Here is a 19595-nt window from a genome sequence, read left to right as displayed (position 1 = left end):
TGGTACTAGTTGCTCTTTACCTGATTAACCTCTAGTGCCACCACCTGGTTTAGTTGCTGCTGGTGCAGCCTTTGTAAAGCCACCAGTGTTAAAAAGATGAGAGGCTGGTTTAATAACTCCAGCACTACCAATTTGTAGGACACTTGAATTGGAGATACTACCTATTTTAATTAAATGAATATTTATCGTTTGTTGTATATAAAAATTTACCACGATATCACCTATTTTCTACTCATAATCCAAGGCGTAGCTATGCATTAAATAAAATACCTTGATCGACACCATCCTGATCATAAGTATTAGTCTGACTTTGATAATTATGAATATAGAGACCTTCTCCAGTATTGAACGAGCCTGCGCCGGCAAATGTCTTAGCATTAGCAATCGGCATAATCTTATAGACATCTCCAATATTAAAAACAGAACTTGATCCTATTGAAATAACCTGCACTACACCGACAATAGCTGGCATTTTTCACACCCTTTTTTTGCATATTTCCAATAAATTAAAATAGAAATGTACCTGCCTAATATAGATTTTTCTTTTTTATCCTATGTATTTTATTTGAGGTTTGTGATTGAAATGCCTATAAAACTTAGAATCATCTAGGATGGAAATCCATAAATAGCCTAAACTATTTAGAGTAGCTTAATCCTAATCAAGTATTTTACTGGGTTTTTAAATATGGTAATGTAAAAGAAAAATATGTAAACCAAATGAGGGTATCTAATGTCCATTTTATCTAATCCTATTCCGGATAATGAAAGAATTAATTCAATTGATACAATGAGAGGGTTTGCCATTCTTGGTATTTTTCTAACGAATATGCTGGCTTTTCATTCACCAATGTTGTACTTAAATCCATATGTTTGGTGGAGTACCAAATCTGATCAAACGATTTATAGCTTCATCGATTTTTTTGTCCAAGCCAGCTTTTATCCGTTATTTGCCTTATTATTTGGGTTTGGCTTAATGATTATGAGGGAGAGATCGGTGGCAAAGGGCTTCAATTTCACTCCTATTGCTATTCGGAGATTGAGTATGCTTCTAGTGATTGGATGTATTCATGCGTTTTTCATTTGGCATGGGGATATATTAATTAACTATGCAATACTTGGTCTTATCGCATTACTGTTTTTGGGGATGAGCGGCAAAGCTTTGCTCCTAACCGGGATACTTACGTATATGATTCCCAATATATTGTATGGATTATTATATTTTTTAGCAACACTTGTTACACCTACAAACGATTATTATCATCATGACGAGGCGATTAAATCCGTAGAGTTTTATCAAAATGGTACATTCTGGGAAATTACTGTCCAGAGGTTTTATGATTGGAGTCAGGTGAATTTAAATAGCATTGAAACCTCCCTTTTTCTATTCTTTACCATTTTTCCATTCTTATTGATTGGTGCAGGCATTTCGAAGTTGAATGTAGTTAGAAATAATATGCAAAATAAAAAGGCGATTAAGGTTCTTTTGCTAATTTTTGTAATAGTAGGTAGTTTATTGAAATTACTACCTTTTGTCGTGAGAAATCTGTTTTCCGAATATATTCAAGACATATTCGGAGGTCCTTTACTAGCTGTATCATATGCACTTGTCATTATGCTATTAATGGAAAAGCATTCAGCAAGTCTACAGATGTTTCAAGCAGTAGGAAAGTTAGCTATAAGCAATTATTTATTTCAATCCATTGTAGCTACACTTATTTTTTACAACTATGGATTGGGTCTTTATAGCAAAATTTCAGTGGGAACTGGTACATTGCTAGCGATTACAATTTTTCTTGTTCAGGCATATATAAGTACAAAATGGGTACAAAACTACCAATATGGTCCAGTCGAGTGGATTTGGAGGGCTGTTTCTTATTGGAAAATACCTAATTGGAAGAAATTCACTAAATAAAGAAATGCAGGTTTAAAGACCTACGTTCCGACAAAATTCTACCATTTATTAAGGGTGAATTTAACTATTTTAAGGTGAATTTTTTATTAGCGTAAATTTAATGTATGAAATGTGTAAATTTATGAAAAAATATAGATAAAAGGTCCTAGAAATCTAAATTTTCAAAATAGTACTTTTGAATGATTTGCAAAAAAAATGAAAACTACTATCATAAAAGCAAGAGATCAGTCGAATTAATAGAGACAATCACGACACTGAATCTCGATAAAGGCAAAACTGATGAAAATCAGCGACGCAAAGCTACAGGGGCTAAGGTGCTAAAAGCACTATGCCAGCCAGTTACCGAAAGATCAGGGCGAGTCATTGTTTTTAATGAACCCCCCTTTCGGTAAAGGTAGGGGTTATTTCTATTATATGCAAAACGGAGGTGCAAAAATGAAAGCCGTAAACCTGTCAAACGGTGCGGAAATAGCAAACAAGATCACAAAAGCTCATTCATTTTTTACTAGATTAAAAGGGCTAATGTTTTCTAAAAGTTTGCCAGACGGTCAAGGCTTGCATATACAACCCTGCCAATCCATTCATACCTTTTTTATGAACTATCCCATCGATGTTCTCTATCTCAATAAAGACTTCGAGATTGTTGGCTTACAAGAATCATTCCAGCCATCAAAATTGGGAAAAATTTTTAAAAACGGTCACTCTGTTTTAGAACTGCCAACAGGAACCATACAGAAATCCGGTACAAAAATCGGACATAAAATAAAACTTAACTGATAAGGGGATGCATGTAAATGATGAAGAAAATGAAAGCATTATTCGTAGAAGAGCAAGGACAAGGTATGACTGAGTATGGGTTAGTATTAGGGGTTATTGCAGTAGGTGTTGTAGCAACACTTCTATTATTAAAAACTCAAATTGCTGGTTTATTCCAAGATGCTTTAACTGCCATCACTGGCGCAGATCAAACTCCATAGTAGAGCGGTTTAACGAAACAATCTAGAGTTCATTTAATCTAAGAATCGGCCAAAGATAGCCTTGCGTTTATAGAAAAACGTGAGGCTATTTTTAATCAAATATTACCCTTCTAGAAGAGAGGGAACAAAATGTGGACTAATATTCTATTAATCATATTACTTATTATTTGTGTTGTAACGGATCTAAAAGAAAGAAAAATTTATAATAAAGTTCTTTTCCCCTTCTTCGTCCTTGCCATAATCTATCATTTGTTAACTGGGGGACTTAGTGGATTCACATCATCTCTATTAGGAGTATTAGGAGGTTTAGCAATTCTCTTAATTCCATATTTAATGGGTGGTATGGGCGCAGGTGATGTAAAACTTCTTGCAGTAATCGGTGCGATAAAAGGTATAGGTTTCGTGTTAATGACATCATTATATATGGCAATAGTAGGTGGAATTATCGGTCTACTTATACTCCTTTTCCGAAAAGGCATCGTTTATCGTTTTAAACAAATTTTCTATTTTTTTGTCCTAAAAAGACAGGGAGTAAATATCTCAATTGGATTAGATAAAGAAGCGATGTCTACCACATACCCGTATGGAGTAGCTATTGCGTTAGGATCAATTGGCGCTATTTACGAATTAACTGGAGGTCTTTTCTAATGAGAAAAGATGAAAGTGGACAATCAATGGTCGAAATGGCATTGGTTCTTCCTGTTTTACTTTTGCTATTAGTCGGTATGCTTGACTTTGGGAGAATTTTATACTCTTATGCCCATCTTCATATGGCGGCGCAAGAAACTGTTCGCAAAGGTGGACTAGGTTCTAAAGATCTCGAAATCACCGAATTTGCTAAAAACTACATTCACTTAGGTGACTCTAGTAAACTGCAAGTCAAAGTATCCCCAACAGACTCCAATCGTCATTCAGGGGATTATATTACGGTTACGTTGAAATATCCACTTCAAATATACACACCTTTATTATCTGATATATTACCTATTCCTGAGTATATTGAGACGGATTCAACAGTGAGGGTGGAGTAATGAAGAAACTAAGAGTTTTGAAATTTATTAACAACGAACAGGGCAATGTAGCAGTATTAGTAGCACTTTCGTTCATGGGGTTACTAGCTATTGCTGGATTAGCCATTGATGGCGGCTTAATGTATATGACCAAAACCCATCTTCAAAAAACAGCAAATGCAGCGGTACTCTCTGGAGCACAAGAACTTACTAATAAAGAAGAAAAAGTAAGAGTAATTGTCAATGATATCTTAAAAGCTCATAAAGAGGAAACTACGTTAGAAAACATGCATGTTCAATTAGAAAAAAGGGTCGATGTTAATCTGGTAAAACCAGTTAAGTTATCCTTTTCTCGTATTTTTGGCTTTGATCAAGTAGATGTGAAGGTCCACTCTGCAGCAGAACTACGTCCAATAGGGCGTGCAGCAGGTGCCGCACCTCTAGGAATTGATGAACGAACTCCACTAGAATATTTAAAACCTTACAAATTAAAAGTAGATTCATCAGATAGTGTGAGTGGCTATTTTGGAATCTTAGCATTAGGAGGTCCAGGTGCAAGAACCTACGAAGAAAACTTGCAATATGGATATCAAGATGAACTGAAGATTGGCATGGTTATTGATACTCAAACAGGTAATATTGCTGGGAAAACAAGATCGGTTGTACAAGAACTAGTGAACGGATGCCCTGAATCACCTCGTGATGTATTCGACAGAGATTGTTCAAGAGTAATCCTAGTACCAGTGTATAAACCATATCAATATGATTCAAATCAATTGAAAAGTGTAGAAATCACCGGATTTGCTTATTTTTATATAACTGACCCCATGAGTTCTACTGATACATCTATAACGGGAATGTTTATTAAACGAACAGGAACAGGTTTCGAAGAAGATGGCAGCATAACACGTGGTGCGTACAAAATTAGAATTACTGAGTAGGTGGACTAAAATGAGATCAAAGGTAGTATTACTTTTAGCATTAGTTATGGCTTTAGTGACAACATCCTTGTTTTTTGTATATATGAAGCAATTTAAAACAGCTACAACGGTGGCAACCCCGAATAAGGTTGGGATTGTAGTGGCCAGTGAACAAATTGGGAAAAATGAGCGAATCACTGAAGAAAAATTGCAGATTGTTCAAGTGGAAGAATCAAATGTCCAACCACAGTCAATAAAAAATATAGAAGATGTAATTGGAAAAATTGCAACAGCTATGATTGTAAAGGATGAACAAATTCTTTCTCATCGCCTTATATCAGAAAAAGAAGAGATAACTTATGTTTCAAGAAAGCTAAAGGAAGGCTACCGAGCTGTTTCTGTAGGAGTAAATATTAATCAATCTGTTACGAATTTAATTGAACCAGAGGATGAGGTCGATGTCATTCTTACGAAGACCATTAAGGGAGTTGGAGTAGAGTCAAAGGTGGTTTCAGAGTTTATTTTGAAGAAAGCTAGAGTTTTAGCTGTTGGCCGAAAGATGGTTAATCCGGAGGACACAGAGGAACCATATGTAGAGTATAGCTCTGTGACACTAGAATTAAATCCAGAGGATGCATTAAAACTCGTCAATTCATCTCAGGAAGGTAACATTCACTTTATTCTTCAACAACGTCCTATAATGAAAGATCACGGACAAAAAACAGAAGAACAAGAACAGAATGAATCAGAGCAAGGTTAATTATTGGAAGGTGACGAAACATGACAAGCCAAGAGGAAATGCAAACTGTTAATAATAAAGACCCAAATCGTGGGGAGATGATTGCTGTTTGCAGTGCAAAAGGCGGTGTTGGACGCACTATCTTAACAGTTAATCTTGCAGCAGCCATTTATAAAAAAAATATCTCTGTAGGTGTATTGGATGGTGATTTTCAATTCGGAGATGTTGGACTTGCCCTCGATCTTCACTCCACCTTCACGATTAAAGAAGTAATAGAAACGATAGGTTCACTTGATGAACATAGTTTATTAGGATTTCTAAGTAATCATGAAAGTGGTATCAAGGTTCTTCCAGCACCTGAACGTCCAGAATTTGCTGATATGATAACGAAAGAGAATACTAATAGCATCTTGGACAAGATGCTGAAATTATTTGATTATGTATTTGTTGATACAGGTGTAGGTTTTAATGACCATACGTTAAATTTTGTTGAAAAAGCAGATCAAATACTGGTTGTAACCAATCTTGAAATGGCCACATTGAAAAACACTAAATTAATGCTAGAAACATTCGATAAGCTAGGACTTAGTGAAAAGGTTAAGGTTATTATTAATCGTGCAACAATGGAAAGCGTAATTTCAGCAACAGACGCAGCTCAAATATTAAGAGAAGAAACACCTTATTATATTCCAAATGATTTTCAAGTTTGTTCCCAATCATTAAATATTGGGATTCCATTTGTGATGAAACAAGGAAAAACAGAAGTGGCTAAGTCTATCTTTAAGATGGCAGAGTTAATTACTTCAAAAAGACAAGCTATACAGCCTAAATCAGTTAAAAATAATTCCTTATTAGATAAATTATTCCCTATGAAACGGAAAAAGGGAGGGAAATCGCTATGAGCTTATTAAATCGAATTCAAGAGAAAAGTTCTAAAGCACCTGCAAATGATGTGCCAATAATAGAAAATTCAACAACAATTGATACAAAAGTGGATTTGCGTAGTGTGCTTCGTGATCAGTCCCTACCTGACCAATCAAAACAGAACAATAAAACTCTTAAAATAGATAAAAACCAGGAATTAAAAAACCTGCTTCATAAAAAAATCCTTTCAGAGCTAAAAGACGATGAGGTCGAAGAAATTATTCCTAAGCTTGATGGTTTTGCAATTGAAATGATTAAAGATGATGAAAGCTTTCGTGGTAAGATAGACCGTAAAAAAGTTGTCGATGAATTAATTAATGATTTAACGGGTTTTGGGCCAATCAATCCATTACTTCTTGATGAAGAAGTATCAGAGGTTATGGTAAATGGACCAAAGCAAGTTTATTGTGAACGGAAAGGGAAGCTAGTTCTTACGCCGATTCAATTTCGTGATGATGAGCATGTTATGAGTGTGATTGAGAAAATAGTTGCTCCAATTGGAAGAAGAATTGATGAAAGCTCCCCAATGGTGGATGCTAGATTACCAGATGGGTCACGCGTGAATGCGATTATTCCCCCACTTGCATTGAATGGTCCAACGATCACAATTCGTAAATTTTCTAAGGATCCTTTTCAAATTGAAGATCTAGTTAATTTCGGGACTCTAACTGCAGATATGGCGACATTTTTAGATGCTTGTGTAAAAGCAAGACTCAATATTTTTGTTAGTGGTGGGACGGGGTCAGGTAAAACAACAACACTTAATGTATTATCAAACTTTATTCCAGAAGATGAACGAATTGTAACCATTGAAGATGCCGCAGAGCTTCAATTAGGTCAGGATCATGTTGTTTCTTTAGAATCACGACCTTCTAATATTGAAGGAAAAGGAGCAATTACGATTCGGGATTTAGTTAAAAATTCATTAAGAATGAGACCAGATCGGGTTGTTATCGGGGAGGTCCGTGGTTCTGAAGCATTGGACATGTTACAAGCAATGAATACTGGTCATGACGGTTCATTAGCAACAGGCCACTCAAATAGTCCTCGTGATATGATTTCTCGATTGGAAACGATGGTTTTATTAGGAGGGGTGGATCTTCCGATTAAAGCGATTCGTGAACAAATCTCAGGTGCCCTTGATTTAATCATCCAACAATCCCGTTTAAAAGATGGTTCTCGCAAAATTACTAATATCACTGAAGTACAAGGGATGGAAGGTGATGTCATTGTTCTTCAAGATATCTTCAATTTCGTGCAAGAAGGGGTAAATGAAAAAGGAAAAATTATCGGAAGGTTAGTTCCTACCGGAGTACGACCAAAGTTTTACGAAAAACTCGAAGCATCAGGAATTCATATTCCAGCTAGCGTCTTTATTGGCGAAGAGGTGTGGCGAACATGATTTATTTAGTAGTATTTTTCTTTCTTATTACTATTTTTTTAGTGTTTTTGTATTTTTTGAAAATAGTTTTTCTTTCTGATAGAAGATTCGAAAAGCGAATGAAAAGATATTTGGCCATTCCTAATCAACCCATAAACCGTAAAAAAATAAATTTGTTCTTACACTTTCAACTAACTAAGAATAGGATTCGAAAAAATGTTTTAACGAAAGAGAAAAATAATAGGCTTGAGATTATGATTGCTAGATCTGGTCTTCCACTAAAACCAGAGGAATTTGTCCTTTTTCAATGGATAAGTACCGCCCTAATTGGAGGTATTTTACTTCTTTTTTCAGGTAAGATTATCTTAATGATAGTTGGTGGCTTTCTTGGTTTTCTTTTTCCAAGATGGTATTTAAAAAAGAAACAAAGAGAGAGAATGACTAAATTTAATGATAGCTTACCTGATATGATTTCTACAGTTGTCGGTTCATTAAGAGCAGGATTTAGTTTTCCTCAAGCATTAAAAACAGTAGCGGAAGAAGCTGATTCTCCTATTAAAGAAGAAATGGAATTTGTTCTAAAGGAAATGCAGTATGGAAATAGTTTAGAAGATTCACTAAATTCCTTAAAAGACCGTATGCCTAGTGAAGATTTAGATTTAATGATTCAAGCTATATTAATACAGAGGCAAGTTGGAGGAAATTTAGCGACTGTACTAGATAAAATTGTTGAAACGATAAGAGACCGAACAAAAATACAAAGACAAATTAAAACATTAACAGCTCAAGGGAGATTATCGGGAATAGTAATCGCCATTATGCCATTTGTATTATCCCTTGTCCTTTATTTAATTGAACCCACTTATATTGGGACTTTATTTATACATCCTATAGGAATAGCCTTAGTCATTGCAGCATTAATTTCTGGGATAATTGGCTTTATAATGATTAAAAAAATTACGACGATTGAGGTGTAAATCACCATGTTGTATTTAACTTTTTTTCTATTTATTCTTTTATTTATATATGGCGTTTTCCTTATTCGTATTGAAAAAGAAGAAAAATTAAAAAGACGTATGGCAACTTTTATTACGGGTGAAAAGGAAATAAAAGAAAATCTTGCACAACAAGATATTCAACAATCATTATTTCAACGTATCTTTCGCCCTTATTGGTCGGATTTTAAAAGAAGCTTTAAGAAAAAAATGCCTGGTGAAAAAGAGGCCAAACTTGAAAAAAAGCTTCAGCAAGCTGGAAATCCATTCAATATGACTCCAGTAGATTTTCGGTTAATTCAAATTGCCATGATGGTTATTATGCCGGTAATTTCTGGGGGGTATGGGTTATTACTTAGGGTAGGGAATTTTGCAATTTTCATATTCATCTTAATTGGAATGTTAATAGCTTTTGTTCTACCAAATTATTATTTAAAACAGAAGACACAAGCCCGGAATAAAAAGGCCCTTCGAGAACTGCCAGATATATTAGACTTATTAACTGTCAGTTTAGAGGCGGGCTTAGGATTTGACTCGGCTATGAATAAGGTTGTTTCTAAAAAGCAAGGTGTTATTGCTTATGAATTTCATAGATGCTTAGAGGAAATTAGACTAGGCAAAACGAGGAGAGAAGCATTAGCAGGCATTCGAGATCGAATTGAGGTTGATGATGTTCGGGGTTTTATCAGTGGTATATTACAAGCTGAAAAACTAGGAATTGGTATGGTTCAAGTATTACGAGTTCAATCGGAGGAAGTTCGAGATCAACGTAAACAACGTGCTGAGGAACAGGCAATGAAAGCACCAATTAAAATGCTGTTCCCTCTAGTATTATTTATTTTTCCAAGTCTATTTATTGTTTTATTAGGTCCTGCAATTATTACGTTTATCCAAACATTTCAAAAATAAAGGCGATTCATCCCAGGATGATCGCTTTTTCTTTTTACTATCTCCCATTTATATTATATTTATAATAATACTATTAATATGAGGTGATAAATTTGAAACTAGTAACAGCAGTAGATACAAAAGGTTCCTTTGTTGGTTTGATTACTAATGATGACTCCTGCGTGATTCCTTTGAAGCGTAGTGAAGAAATGCTTAATGGAAGTTCCATTATTCCCAATTCAATGATTGATTGTATCAAACAAGGTAAAGCATTTGTTGAGCATGTAAGTAAATTGGCAGTCATATTTATGAGCCATAAAGAACTACACATTCCTTTAGAATCAGTTGAACTACTAGCCCCAATCACTAAACCAGAAAAAAACATCTTCTGTATAGGTAAAAATTACGCAGAACATGCAATCGAAATGGGAAGTGCAGCAGACATTCCAGAGCATGTAATGGTTTTTACAAAAGCTCCAACAACGGTAGTTGGCCATAATGCTGAAGTTCTATCCCACTCTGAGATTACTGATCAATTAGACTACGAAGGAGAGCTTGCTGTCGTAATTGGTAAACAAGGTAGAGCGATAAGCCGTGAAGAAGCACTTGATTATGTCTTTGGCTATACCATTCTAAATGACATCACTGCTCGGGATATCCAGTCGAAACACAAGCAATTTTTTCTCGGAAAAAGCTTGGATACATCTTGTCCAATTGGTCCTTGGATTGTCCATCATTCAGCGATTGATAATCCGAATAATCTTAATATCCAAACGTATGTAAATGGTGAATTAAGACAAAATTCGAATACATCTAATTTCATTTTTGATATTCAAGAAATCATTTCGGTATTATCAAAGGGCATGACGCTAGAACCAGGAGACATTATTGCTACTGGAACACCTGCAGGAGTTGGGAAAGGATTTAAACCTCCTAAATATTTGAAAAGTGGCGATATAATTAAAATTGATATTGAGAAAATTGGGTCGCTTCAAAATAAGATTAAATAATAATTAATCAATTATTAAAAAATTATTAATAAACTTTATTCATTTCATATCATGGATAAGTTGTGATAAGATACTAATGAACTTTAGATACATAGGAGGTAATTTTCATGCAACACGCACATATGACCGCTTGGTTTTTAGCCTTGGTATTATTTTTTGTGGCTATCTTCCTTATTAAGGGTGGGAAAGCAAAAGGTGCTAAAATCGTCCAAATGATTATTAGAGTGATGTTCTTATTAATTTTAGGGACAGGCTTTATGATGTTATCGAAGGCAAATAGTTCTGGAATACTAGGCTCTGATGCTGGTTTACAATACATCTTAAAGGTTTTATTAGGAGTTGGAGTCATTGGGTTAATTGAAATGATTCTTGCTAGAGTAAAAAAGAAAAAATCTACAGGAGTTATGTGGATTGCATTGGTCATTGTGTTTGGTTTAACTTTATATTTAGGATTTAGTCTTACATTATATTAAAAAAAGCTGTCAGATTTTCTGACAGCATTTTTTTTATGCAATTTTTTAGGAGGTTATTTTCTCAATTACAACCCTTTTTCCACTATTTAATGTAAATTCAAAACGATCACTCGTTTTTTCTAAATAAGTAAAATGATGTTGTACGTTGCAAATATATTCTTCATTATCGAATATCATGAAGTTTACTCCATTTTTCCCTCTTTCTTTTTCTAAAAAGCTTAAATGGTTATAGCAGTATATACAATCATAGATGGAGAATTGGAGGGAGTTTAACGTTGTAACAAATTGGAAAAAGGCATCATCATTCATGTCTGTCAATATCGTTTCGAGAGAATAAATTAAATGCTTCCTAATTCGAATGAGATCTTGGTCCTGTAAAAATAGATTTTCATTCGGGAGGCATATTTTCCCATCATCAAATAAAATCCCTTTTCTCCATTTATTTAAGCTAAATATTTCGATTTCTTGATGCAAATATTCTTCAATTAAGGAGGCTTCTTCTGTCTCATTATCGAAGAATACCCACTGATTGTTAATAAATTCTACAGAGCCTTCAGTAAAGGCTCTAATTTGATAATCCATTAATTTACTGCGGTGTTGATGACTCATCTGTTAACCTCCATGAAAGTGCTTTCACCTTCCTTTGTAGACAGAATACCCCCTTTTTAAACGAAATCCGTCAATTTTGTGGACAATTAACGATTTTGATTAGGCTGCATAAGATAAAACATTCACAAATGGAGTCTATAGTTAGAAGGAAGGAATGATGATAATGTGTGGTATTACCGGTTGGGTGGACTTTAAAAGAAATATCTCAGTAGAAACGGCATCACTAAATAAAATGACAGAAACATTGGCAAAAAGAGGACCGGATGATACCAATATTTGGACTGCCACACATGTTGGATTGGGACATAAGCGATTAGCCGTAGTCGATCTTGAAGGCGGTAAGCAGCCTATGAATAGAGAGAAGGACGGATTCCACTATACAATTTGTTATAATGGTGAATTGTATAATACCGAAGACATACGAAAAGAGCTATTATTAAAAGGATATTCCTTTAGAGGTCATTCTGACACAGAAGTTCTGTTATATGCCTATATAGAATGGGCGGAGGAATGTTTAAATCATCTAAATGGTATATTTGCGTTTGCTGTTTGGGATGGAAAGAAGGAACAGTTATTTATCGGTCGTGACCGTCTTGGGGTAAAGCCTCTTTTTCTAAAAGAATTAAATAATGGTATCTTATTTGGCTCTGAATTAAAAGCTATTTTAGCAAATCCTGAAGTGAGAGTTGAGATTGACCGTGAAGGCTTATCAGAAGTATTTGGCCTAGGTCCATCTAGATCACCTGGTCATGGGGTGTTTAAGGGAGTTAAAGAATTACGTCCAGGTCATGCGCTAACATTTAATAGAGATGGGTTGAAAATTTGGCGTTACTGGAATGTAAAAAGTGAAAAACATCTAGAAAGCTTTGAAGAAACCGTTGAGAAGGTTCGTTTTTTAGTAAAAGATGCGATAACAAGACAGCTAGTTTCAGATGTTCCATTATGTACATTCCTATCTGGTGGTGTCGATTCGAGTGCCATTACAGCGATTGCTGCAAATGCGATTAGAGAGGAGGGAAAAGGTCACCTTCATACTTTTTCTATAGATTACGAAGGCAATGATCAATTCTTCCAAGCTAATGAATTTCAGCCAGATTCAGATCATAAATATATTCTGATGATGGCCAATACATTTTCAACCCAGCATCATCATCGCGTCATTACCCAAGAAAAACTAGTAGAGGATTTAATTGAGGTTGTCCATGTACGAGATTTACCTGGAATGGCGGATATCGATTCATCCCTATTATGGTTTTGTCGAGAAATAAAAAAGGAATTTGTCGTTAGTTTATCCGGGGAATGTGCTGATGAGATATTTGGTGGTTATCCATGGTTTTATCGTGAAGAGGATTTAAACCGCCTAGGTTTCCCATGGATGCGTTCAACAACAGCAAGACAGAATTTATTAAGAAATGAATGGCAGGATAAGTTGAAAATTAATGATTATGTAATGCGGAAATATTCTGAATCAGTTGCTGAGACACCGTTATTAGAAGGTGAAAGTTTAATAGAGAAAAAGAGAAGAGAGCTGTTTTATTTAAATCAGAATTGGTTTATGGCAACATTATTAGAACGTAAAGATCGAATGAGTATGGGAGCAAGCCTTGAGGTTCGAGTTCCGTTTGCCGACCATCGCTTAGTTGAATATACGTGGAACATTCCATGGGAATTTAAAAATTATGGAAACAGAGAAAAAGGACTTCTCCGGAAAGCGTTAGAAGGAATTTTACCAGACGAGGTTTTATATCGGAAAAAAAGTCCGTATCCTAAAACACATAATCCCCGCTATACCGAAGCAGTAACAAAATGGCTGCAAGAAATAATGCAGGACAAAAACACTGTTCTTTACGAATTTCTGAAAAAAGAAGAATTGCAAAAATTAGTGGAATCAAAAGGAAGCTCCTTTAAAGAACCATGGTTTGGTCAACTTATGTCTGGCCCACAACTCCTAGCCTATCTAGCACAAATTCATATTTGGTTTAAAGATTATAACATTCAAATTGTTGACTGTTAAAAAAAGAAAGAGGCTGCCCTCTTTCTTTTTTTTATGAATCATCTTAAAACTCAAGGATACTAAACCCAAACCCACTCAAATTAACGGTAAGTTCATTGGATTCAGCTGCAAATTCCTCATTGGTCCAAACGTTACGGATTTTCTTACCCTTTAAATTAAAGGGTAGAGGGTAATTTACCTCTTTGTCCTCTGTGTTGACAATAACAAAAAATGAATTTGTTCCATTTGATTTTGTGTAAGCAATACAAGTTTCATGATAATCAGATGGGATAAATGTTAATTCGCCTTCATTCGCCAATAATGGATGATCGTAACGAAGCTGAATTAATTTCTTTATATGATCAAATAAATCGCGATTTTGCTTCGATTCATCCCATTCCATACACTTTCGGCAGCCAGGATCCTGGTCTCCAGAAATTCCGATCTCGTCTCCGTAATAAATACAAGGTGTCCCGATAAACGTTAACATGATTGCATAAATCAGCTTAACCTTACGGAAATCCTCGTCACATTCGGTTAATATTCTTGGAGTGTCATGACTTCCAACAAGGTTAAAGGCAACCTCATTCACATTTTTTGGATACATATGAAGAACGGTCACCATATTTTCAATAAATTCTTTATTTGAAATGGATTTTTTGGCAAATAGATTAAGAATATTAGTTGTAAACGGATAATTCATTACAGCATCAAATTGATCACCGCGTAACCAAGGCATTGAATCGTGCCAAATCTCACCTAAAATATATAAATCAGGTTTTATTTTCTTCACTTCTTGTCGGAATTCACGCCAGAAAGCATGATCTACTTCATTAGCCACATCTAACCGCCAACCGTCAATATCAAACTCACGTACCCAATATCTTCCTACTTCTAGTAGATATTCTTTTACTTCATGGTTTTCAGTATTTAATTTCGGCATAAACGGTGTAAAGGCAAACGTATCATAATTTGGCATTGGCTCTGTTTTTAAAGGGAACTCTCTCGTATGGAACCAGTCCTTGAAGCGAGATTGATCCCCATTCTCTAAAACATCCTGAAACTGTGGAAAGTAGAATCCACTATGATTAAAAACAGCATCTAGCATAATTTTTATTCCATTTTCATGACAAACTTTTACGAGCCTTTTAAAAGTTTCATTGTCACCAAATTGTGGGTCTACTTCTAAATAATCTATCGTGTCATACTTATGATTTGAATGAGCTTTAAAGATAGGAGTGAAATAGATTCCAGTAATGCCAAGTTCTTTTAAATAATCAATATGATTAATAACTCCTTCTATGTCTCCGCCAAAAAAGTTTGTCGGATTAGGCTCTGCGCTTCCCCATTCTAATGTACCTTCAGGATCATTGGCTTGGTTTCCATTGCCAAAACGCTCTGGGAAAATTTGATACCAAACAGTATCCTTTACCCAGCTAGGAGCATTAAAAATATCAATTGAATTGATAAAAGGAAAAGCAAAGCAATCTCTTGTGTCAGAAGGTCGCTCACTCATAAAGCCTTTTTCCGTATAATAAATGGTTTCTACTTCATCTGATAGCGAAAATCCATACTTTAATCTGCGAAATGGTGGAGTAACCGAAGTAAACCAATAGTCAAAGAGCTGGTCAGAGCCAGTCTTAATTAATTTTTGTTCTTCATTTATCCATTTTCCTTCTTCCCAATGATAGGGATCCCCAAAGATTAACGATACACTTTGAAGATCATCCCGCTTTGATCTAAGACGAATATGTAAGTCACCATTAGTGCAAGCGTATGCATAATTATCTTTTGGTCGATGATAAATAGCTTCTTTTAGCAAAGGTAGACACTCCCTATTAATAAAGTTAAGTTATTACAAGGTTATTGCACTGTTTTTAGATTGTCAACGTTCTTGTAAAAATAAAATGCTATTGCCTAGGAATATAACCGAATATGGAATGAATAAAAAATATTTTATCAAAACTAGTTGTCAAAATCCTAATAAACCTTATAATAGTAAATAAGTTGTGCAATCGTTTTCGCAAAATGTAAGCGCTAATAAAAATCTAACTACTTGCTTACATTAAAAAAGAATGGCTGTACAATATATAAAAGAGATTACATATTTATAGGAGGGGTTACCTTGAAGAAAGCGTTATCCATTTTTATGATGTTCGTTTTATTATTGGGTGTGTTAGCTGCTTGTGGTCCTAAAGAGGACGAAGACACAGCAACTGATACAGGTACAAAGGAAGAAGAAACAGCAAACAAGCCAGAAAAGTTAGTAGTATGGGAAGATAAAGACAAATCTGGTTGGTTAGAAAAAGTAGCTGCTGATTTTGAAGCAGAACACGGAATTAAAATCGAATTCCAAGAAGTAGAAATGGCGACAAAAATGCGTGATCAATTACGTTTAGATGGTCCAGCTGGAACTGGTCCAGACGTAGTAACTTTACCACATGACCAAATCGGTCAAGTTGCAACAGAAGGCTTAATTGCTCCACTTACTGTAAGTGATGAGACAATTGCACTTTTCTCAGATTCTTCCATTTCAGCTCAAACGTTTGATGGTCAACTATATGGTTTACCAAAATCTTCAGAAACACCTGTATTTATTTACAATAAAGATTTAATGAGCGAGCCTCCAGCAACAATGGATGAACTATTTACATTCTCAAAAGATTTCACTAAAGGTGAAAATTATGGATTCCTTGCTCTTTGGGATAATTTCTATTTTGCTCATGGAATCATCGGTGGTATGGGAGGATACGTATTCAATAATGATAACGGAACTCTTGATCCACAAAACCTAGGCTTAAATAATGAAGGTGCTATAGCAGGTACTGAATATATTCAAAAGTGGTATTCAGAAGGCTTATTCCCAGCGGGTATCGTTGGTGAAAGTGGCGGATCTGCAATGGACGGATTATTCCAAGAAGGTAAAGTAGCTGCTGTAATGAGCGGTCCTTGGGCATTCCAACCATATAAGGATGCAGGTATTAACATTGGTATGGTAGCAATGCCTACACTTCCTAACGGCGAGCATGTAAAAACATTCATGGGTGTTAAAGGATACCATGTTTCAGCCTTCTCTAAAAACCAAGAATGGGCAACAAAATTTGTTGAATTTATGACAAATGATGAAAATTCTAAATATCGTTATGAGCAACACGCAGAAGTTCCGACTAACGTTGCATTAATAGAAGATCCAGCTATTACAGAAAATGAAGGCGCTAAAGCAGTTGCTGAACAATCTCAATATGCAGTTCCAATGCCAAACATTCCTGAAATGGGAGAAGTATGGAAGCCAATGGCTGATGCACTTCAAACAGTTGTAACAGGGAAAGCAGCACCAAAAGCAGCAATGGATTCAGCTGTTGACCAAATTAAGCAAAATATTGAAGCAAATCATTCTAAGTAATTATAATAAATAGTTAATGTGGTACCTCTCTAGGGAGGTACCCGCTCTATTTTAATAAAGTATGAGGTTATTTTTGAAATTGATTATTGTGTCAGGTGCTTCATGAGCAAAAAAACTTCATTTTTTTCTCATCAAGCATCTGAAGAGATACTTTATTAAAACTAATTGTCTGTGGAAAGGGGATTTATAGGATGTCAAAAGGATCCTATCCAACCAAACATCAAAGAAATGCGCTTATCCTTTCAATCATTCCAGGATTGGGGCAACTGTATCACAAGCAATATTTAAAGGGAATTTCCTTTCTAGTATTAGCTGCTTCTTTTTTCATAGTGTTTCGTGATTTACTTAATATGGGATTATGGGGACTAATTACACTAGGTGAAAAACCATTTCGTGATCATTCTGTATTCCTACTTGTAGAAGGTATATTAGCTCTAATAGTTGTTGTTTTTGGTCTCGGATTTTATCTCTTTAATCTACGAGATGCTTATAAAAATGGCCAAAAAAGGGATGAAGGTGAGCGGTTAAGTAACATAAAGGAACAATATCGAAATCTTATTGATAATGGGTTCCCGTACCTAATTATGTCTCCAGGATTTTTATTGCTCGTCTTTGTTGTTATTTTTCCGATTCTATTTGTCGTATTGCTTGCCTTTACGAACTATGACCTTTACCATTCACCACCTGCTAAATTAGTTGATTGGGTAGGGTTTAAAAACTTCCTTGATATTTTTAAAATTGATATTTGGCGCCAAACGTTTTTTAGCGTTTTAGGATGGACTTTGGTTTGGACATTTGTAGCTACTACATTTCAAGTAGCTTTAGGAGTTTTCCTAGCGATTATAGTTAATCAAAAAGATGTTAAGGGAAAAGCGATTATCCGTACAGTATTTATCTTACCTTGGGCCGTACCTGCCTTTGTTTCGATTCTAGTTTTTGCAGGTATGTTTAATGAAACTTTCGGAACGATTAATAAAGATATTATTGCTTTCTTTGGAATTGAGCCAATTAAATGGATGACAGAACCTTTATATACACGAATTGCTTTAATTATGATTCAATCCTGGCTTGGATTTCCATTTATTTTTGCTATGACAACTGGGGTGCTTCAGTCGATTCCAGAGGAATTATATGAAGCAGCCACAGTAGATGGAGCGAGTAGTTTTCAAAAGTTTAAAAATATTACATTACCACTTGTCTTATTTGCAACTGCACCAATCTTAATCACACAATACACATTTAACTTTAATAACTTTAATTTAATTTATTTATTTAATGGTGGCGGACCTGCTCTACCAGGGTCGAATGCCGGTGGTACAGACATTTTAATATCCTGGATTTACCGCTTAACGATGACTTCAGCTCAATATTCTAAGGCTGCAGCCATCACGATGTTGCTATCGTTAATTGTTATTTCAGTTGCTTTATGGCAGTTCAAACGAACAAAATCATTCCAAGAAGAGGATATGATGTAATATGAGTATTAAAAGAGAGAAATTCATCAGACTTACATTAACCTATTTAGTTATTTTAGTGATGTTTGCTATCATTTTGTATCCGTTAGCATGGATTGTCGGCTCTTCCTTCAATCCAGGTCAAAGCTTGTCTGGGTCGAGTATTATTCCTAAAAATGCTACGCTGGCCCACTACAAAGAGCTATTTGATTTAAATCAAAGCGCTTACTTACATTGGTATTGGAATTCTTTAAAAGTAAGTGTGGCGACAATGTTATTAACGGTCATTTTAGTAAGCTTTACGGCCTATTCCTTTTCTCGTTATCGTTTCGTAGGTCGAAAAAATGGTCTATTAACCTTTTTAGTTTTACAAATGATACCTAATTTCGCGGCCTTAATTGCTATTTTTATCCTAGCAATGATGACGAAATTAATTGATACTCATTTAGGATTAATTCTGGTATATGCAGGTGGACAAATACCGATGAATACGTGGCTAATGAAGGGCTACTTGGATACTATTCCGAAAGAATTAGATGAATCTGCCAAAATGGATGGAGCGGGACATTTAAGAATCTTCTTCCAAATTGTTATGCCGCTTGCGACACCAATAATTTCAGTCGTTGCGCTGTTTTCATTCATTGCACCATTCGCAGACTTTATTATTGCAAGTATATTACTTCGTACAGAGAAAAAATATACACTTGCTGTAGGACTTTATGACATGGTAGCCAAACAGTTTGGAGCTGAATTTACTACATTCGCAGCAGGAGCTGTATTGATTGCCGTTCCAATTGCCATTCTCTTCTTATCTTTCCAAAGATATTTTGTATCAGGTTTGACGGCTGGGGGAACAAAAGGATAATCTATAAAAGGAATCCTAAAAAATTATATATTTGCAGGTCTA

21 protein-coding genes and 1 riboswitch are annotated in these 19595 nt (G+C 35.2%); of the genes, 17 read left to right on the top strand and 4 right to left on the bottom strand.

The window, feature by feature from the left end; all coding sequences use genetic code 11:
* Positions 1-24: 24 nt before the first annotated feature.
* Together LRP83_RS14870 and LRP83_RS14865 are read right to left on the bottom strand one after the other, a co-directional pair.
* Positions 25-213, bottom strand: a complete 189-nt coding sequence (locus tag LRP83_RS14870; RefSeq protein WP_230497468.1) for a spore germination protein GerPB — start codon at positions 211-213, stop codon at positions 25-27.
* A gap of 37 nt (positions 214-250) precedes the next feature.
* Positions 251-472: a spore germination protein gene (locus LRP83_RS14865; RefSeq protein ID WP_230497467.1), complete on the bottom strand. Its 222-nt coding sequence runs from the start codon at positions 470-472 to the stop codon at positions 251-253.
* 258 nt (positions 473-730) lie between these two features.
* Between LRP83_RS14865 and LRP83_RS14860 the strand changes: the two genes are divergently transcribed.
* From LRP83_RS14860 to LRP83_RS14800, 13 genes are all read left to right on the top strand, one after another.
* A complete protein-coding gene (locus tag LRP83_RS14860; protein ID WP_230497466.1) occupies positions 731-1912 on the top strand; it encodes a DUF418 domain-containing protein in 1182 nt (393 codons plus the stop codon).
* A gap of 259 nt (positions 1913-2171) precedes the next feature.
* Positions 2172-2259, top strand: a riboswitch (cyclic di-GMP riboswitch).
* Positions 2260-2347: 88 nt separating this feature from the next.
* Complete coding sequence (locus LRP83_RS14855; protein ID WP_230497465.1) at positions 2348-2689, top strand: DUF192 domain-containing protein; 342 nt, start codon at positions 2348-2350, stop codon at positions 2687-2689.
* 17 nt (positions 2690-2706) lie between these two features.
* Complete coding sequence (locus LRP83_RS14850) at positions 2707-2889, top strand: Flp family type IVb pilin (RefSeq protein ID WP_230497464.1); 183 nt, start codon at positions 2707-2709, stop codon at positions 2887-2889.
* A gap of 129 nt (positions 2890-3018) precedes the next feature.
* Positions 3019-3537: an A24 family peptidase gene (locus LRP83_RS14845; protein WP_230497463.1), complete on the top strand. Its 519-nt coding sequence runs from the start codon at positions 3019-3021 to the stop codon at positions 3535-3537.
* Complete coding sequence (locus tag LRP83_RS14840) at positions 3537-3920, top strand: TadE/TadG family type IV pilus assembly protein (RefSeq protein ID WP_230497462.1); 384 nt, start codon at positions 3537-3539, stop codon at positions 3918-3920. The genes LRP83_RS14845 and LRP83_RS14840 overlap by 1 nt, the downstream gene beginning before the upstream one ends.
* Positions 3920-4840 (top strand): TadE/TadG family type IV pilus assembly protein, encoded by a 921-nt coding sequence (locus LRP83_RS14835; protein ID WP_230497461.1) that lies wholly within the window; start codon positions 3920-3922, stop codon positions 4838-4840. Before LRP83_RS14840 ends, LRP83_RS14835 begins: the two co-directional genes overlap by 1 nt.
* A gap of 10 nt (positions 4841-4850) precedes the next feature.
* On the top strand, positions 4851-5579 hold the full coding sequence (gene cpaB, locus LRP83_RS14830; protein WP_230497460.1) for a Flp pilus assembly protein CpaB: 729 nt from the start codon (positions 4851-4853) through the stop codon (positions 5577-5579).
* A 20-nt stretch (positions 5580-5599) separates the two neighbouring features.
* Complete coding sequence (locus tag LRP83_RS14825; protein ID WP_230497459.1) at positions 5600-6460, top strand: CpaE/TadZ family protein; 861 nt, start codon at positions 5600-5602, stop codon at positions 6458-6460.
* The gene (locus LRP83_RS14820; protein WP_230497458.1) at positions 6457-7884 is read left to right on the top strand and encodes a TadA family conjugal transfer-associated ATPase; all 1428 of its coding nucleotides are present in this window, start codon (positions 6457-6459) and stop codon (positions 7882-7884) included. Before LRP83_RS14825 ends, LRP83_RS14820 begins: the two co-directional genes overlap by 4 nt.
* Positions 7885-7982: 98 nt before the next feature.
* A complete protein-coding gene (locus tag LRP83_RS14815) occupies positions 7983-8840 on the top strand; it encodes a type II secretion system F family protein (RefSeq protein ID WP_230497457.1) in 858 nt (285 codons plus the stop codon).
* Positions 8841-8846: 6 nt separating this feature from the next.
* Positions 8847-9767, top strand: a complete 921-nt coding sequence (locus LRP83_RS14810) for a type II secretion system F family protein (protein ID WP_230497456.1) — start codon at positions 8847-8849, stop codon at positions 9765-9767.
* A gap of 92 nt (positions 9768-9859) precedes the next feature.
* Complete coding sequence (locus LRP83_RS14805; protein WP_230497455.1) at positions 9860-10756, top strand: fumarylacetoacetate hydrolase family protein; 897 nt, start codon at positions 9860-9862, stop codon at positions 10754-10756.
* Positions 10757-10863: 107 nt separating this feature from the next.
* Positions 10864-11229 carry a YisL family protein gene (locus LRP83_RS14800; RefSeq protein WP_230497454.1) on the top strand — a complete coding sequence of 122 codons (366 nt, stop codon included), beginning with the start codon at positions 10864-10866 and terminating at the stop codon, positions 11227-11229.
* Positions 11230-11274: 45 nt separating this feature from the next.
* Here the strand turns inward: LRP83_RS14800 and LRP83_RS14795 are convergent, their stop codons facing one another.
* On the bottom strand, positions 11275-11838 hold the full coding sequence (locus LRP83_RS14795) for a DUF2777 domain-containing protein (protein ID WP_230497453.1): 564 nt from the start codon (positions 11836-11838) through the stop codon (positions 11275-11277).
* A 154-nt stretch (positions 11839-11992) separates the two neighbouring features.
* On the opposite strand from LRP83_RS14795, the gene asnB reads away from it, so the two are divergent.
* Positions 11993-13852 carry an asparagine synthase (glutamine-hydrolyzing) gene (gene asnB / locus LRP83_RS14790; RefSeq protein ID WP_435531362.1) on the top strand — a complete coding sequence of 620 codons (1860 nt, stop codon included), beginning with the start codon at positions 11993-11995 and terminating at the stop codon, positions 13850-13852.
* Between the two features lie 43 nt (positions 13853-13895).
* Here the strand turns inward: asnB and LRP83_RS14785 are convergent, their stop codons facing one another.
* Positions 13896-15653, bottom strand: a complete 1758-nt coding sequence (locus tag LRP83_RS14785; RefSeq protein ID WP_230497452.1) for an alpha-glycosidase — start codon at positions 15651-15653, stop codon at positions 13896-13898.
* A 303-nt stretch (positions 15654-15956) separates the two neighbouring features.
* Between LRP83_RS14785 and LRP83_RS14780 the strand changes: the two genes are divergently transcribed.
* The 3 genes from LRP83_RS14780 (at position 15957) to LRP83_RS14770 (ending at position 19553) form a co-directional block, all read left to right on the top strand.
* Positions 15957-17234: an extracellular solute-binding protein gene (locus LRP83_RS14780; RefSeq protein ID WP_230497451.1), complete on the top strand. Its 1278-nt coding sequence runs from the start codon at positions 15957-15959 to the stop codon at positions 17232-17234.
* A 191-nt stretch (positions 17235-17425) separates the two neighbouring features.
* On the top strand, positions 17426-18709 hold the full coding sequence (locus LRP83_RS14775) for a carbohydrate ABC transporter permease (RefSeq protein ID WP_230497450.1): 1284 nt from the start codon (positions 17426-17428) through the stop codon (positions 18707-18709).
* A 1-nt stretch (position 18710) separates the two neighbouring features.
* Complete coding sequence (locus tag LRP83_RS14770; RefSeq protein WP_230497449.1) at positions 18711-19553, top strand: sugar ABC transporter permease; 843 nt, start codon at positions 18711-18713, stop codon at positions 19551-19553.
* Positions 19554-19595 lie beyond the last annotated feature (42 nt).

Source organism: Pseudoneobacillus rhizosphaerae (genome assembly GCF_917563885.1).
Taxonomy (GTDB): Bacteria; Bacillota; Bacilli; order Bacillales; family Cytobacillaceae; genus Pseudoneobacillus; species Pseudoneobacillus rhizosphaerae.
Note: the sequence above shows the minus strand (reverse complement) of the source record. Positions and strands in the feature narration are given on the sequence as shown.

Bases quoted from the DNA above. Each gene is read 5' to 3' on its own strand.
- LRP83_RS14865 (WP_230497467.1), bottom strand. From the start codon at position 472: ATGCCAGCTATTGTCGGTGTAGTGCAGGTTATTTCAATAGGATCAAGT.
- LRP83_RS14860 (WP_230497466.1), top strand. From the start codon at position 731: ATGTCCATTTTATCTAATCCTATTCCGGATAATGAAAGAATTAATTCA.
- LRP83_RS14855 (WP_230497465.1), top strand. From the start codon at position 2,348: ATGAAAGCCGTAAACCTGTCAAACGGTGCGGAAATAGCAAACAAGATC.
- LRP83_RS14850 (WP_230497464.1), top strand. From the start codon at position 2,707: ATGATGAAGAAAATGAAAGCATTATTCGTAGAAGAGCAAGGACAAGGT.
- LRP83_RS14845 (WP_230497463.1), top strand. From the start codon at position 3,019: ATGTGGACTAATATTCTATTAATCATATTACTTATTATTTGTGTTGTA.
- LRP83_RS14840 (WP_230497462.1), top strand. From the start codon at position 3,537: ATGAGAAAAGATGAAAGTGGACAATCAATGGTCGAAATGGCATTGGTT.
- LRP83_RS14835 (WP_230497461.1), top strand. From the start codon at position 3,920: ATGAAGAAACTAAGAGTTTTGAAATTTATTAACAACGAACAGGGCAAT.
- cpaB (WP_230497460.1), top strand. From the start codon at position 4,851: ATGAGATCAAAGGTAGTATTACTTTTAGCATTAGTTATGGCTTTAGTG.
- LRP83_RS14825 (WP_230497459.1), top strand. From the start codon at position 5,600: ATGACAAGCCAAGAGGAAATGCAAACTGTTAATAATAAAGACCCAAAT.
- LRP83_RS14820 (WP_230497458.1), top strand. From the start codon at position 6,457: ATGAGCTTATTAAATCGAATTCAAGAGAAAAGTTCTAAAGCACCTGCA.
- LRP83_RS14815 (WP_230497457.1), top strand. From the start codon at position 7,983: ATGAAAAGATATTTGGCCATTCCTAATCAACCCATAAACCGTAAAAAA.
- LRP83_RS14810 (WP_230497456.1), top strand. From the start codon at position 8,847: ATGTTGTATTTAACTTTTTTTCTATTTATTCTTTTATTTATATATGGC.
- LRP83_RS14800 (WP_230497454.1), top strand. From the start codon at position 10,864: ATGCAACACGCACATATGACCGCTTGGTTTTTAGCCTTGGTATTATTT.
- LRP83_RS14795 (WP_230497453.1), bottom strand. From the start codon at position 11,838: ATGAGTCATCAACACCGCAGTAAATTAATGGATTATCAAATTAGAGCC.
- asnB (WP_435531362.1), top strand. From the start codon at position 11,993: ATGATGATAATGTGTGGTATTACCGGTTGGGTGGACTTTAAAAGAAAT.
- LRP83_RS14775 (WP_230497450.1), top strand. From the start codon at position 17,426: ATGTCAAAAGGATCCTATCCAACCAAACATCAAAGAAATGCGCTTATC.
- LRP83_RS14770 (WP_230497449.1), top strand. From the start codon at position 18,711: ATGAGTATTAAAAGAGAGAAATTCATCAGACTTACATTAACCTATTTA.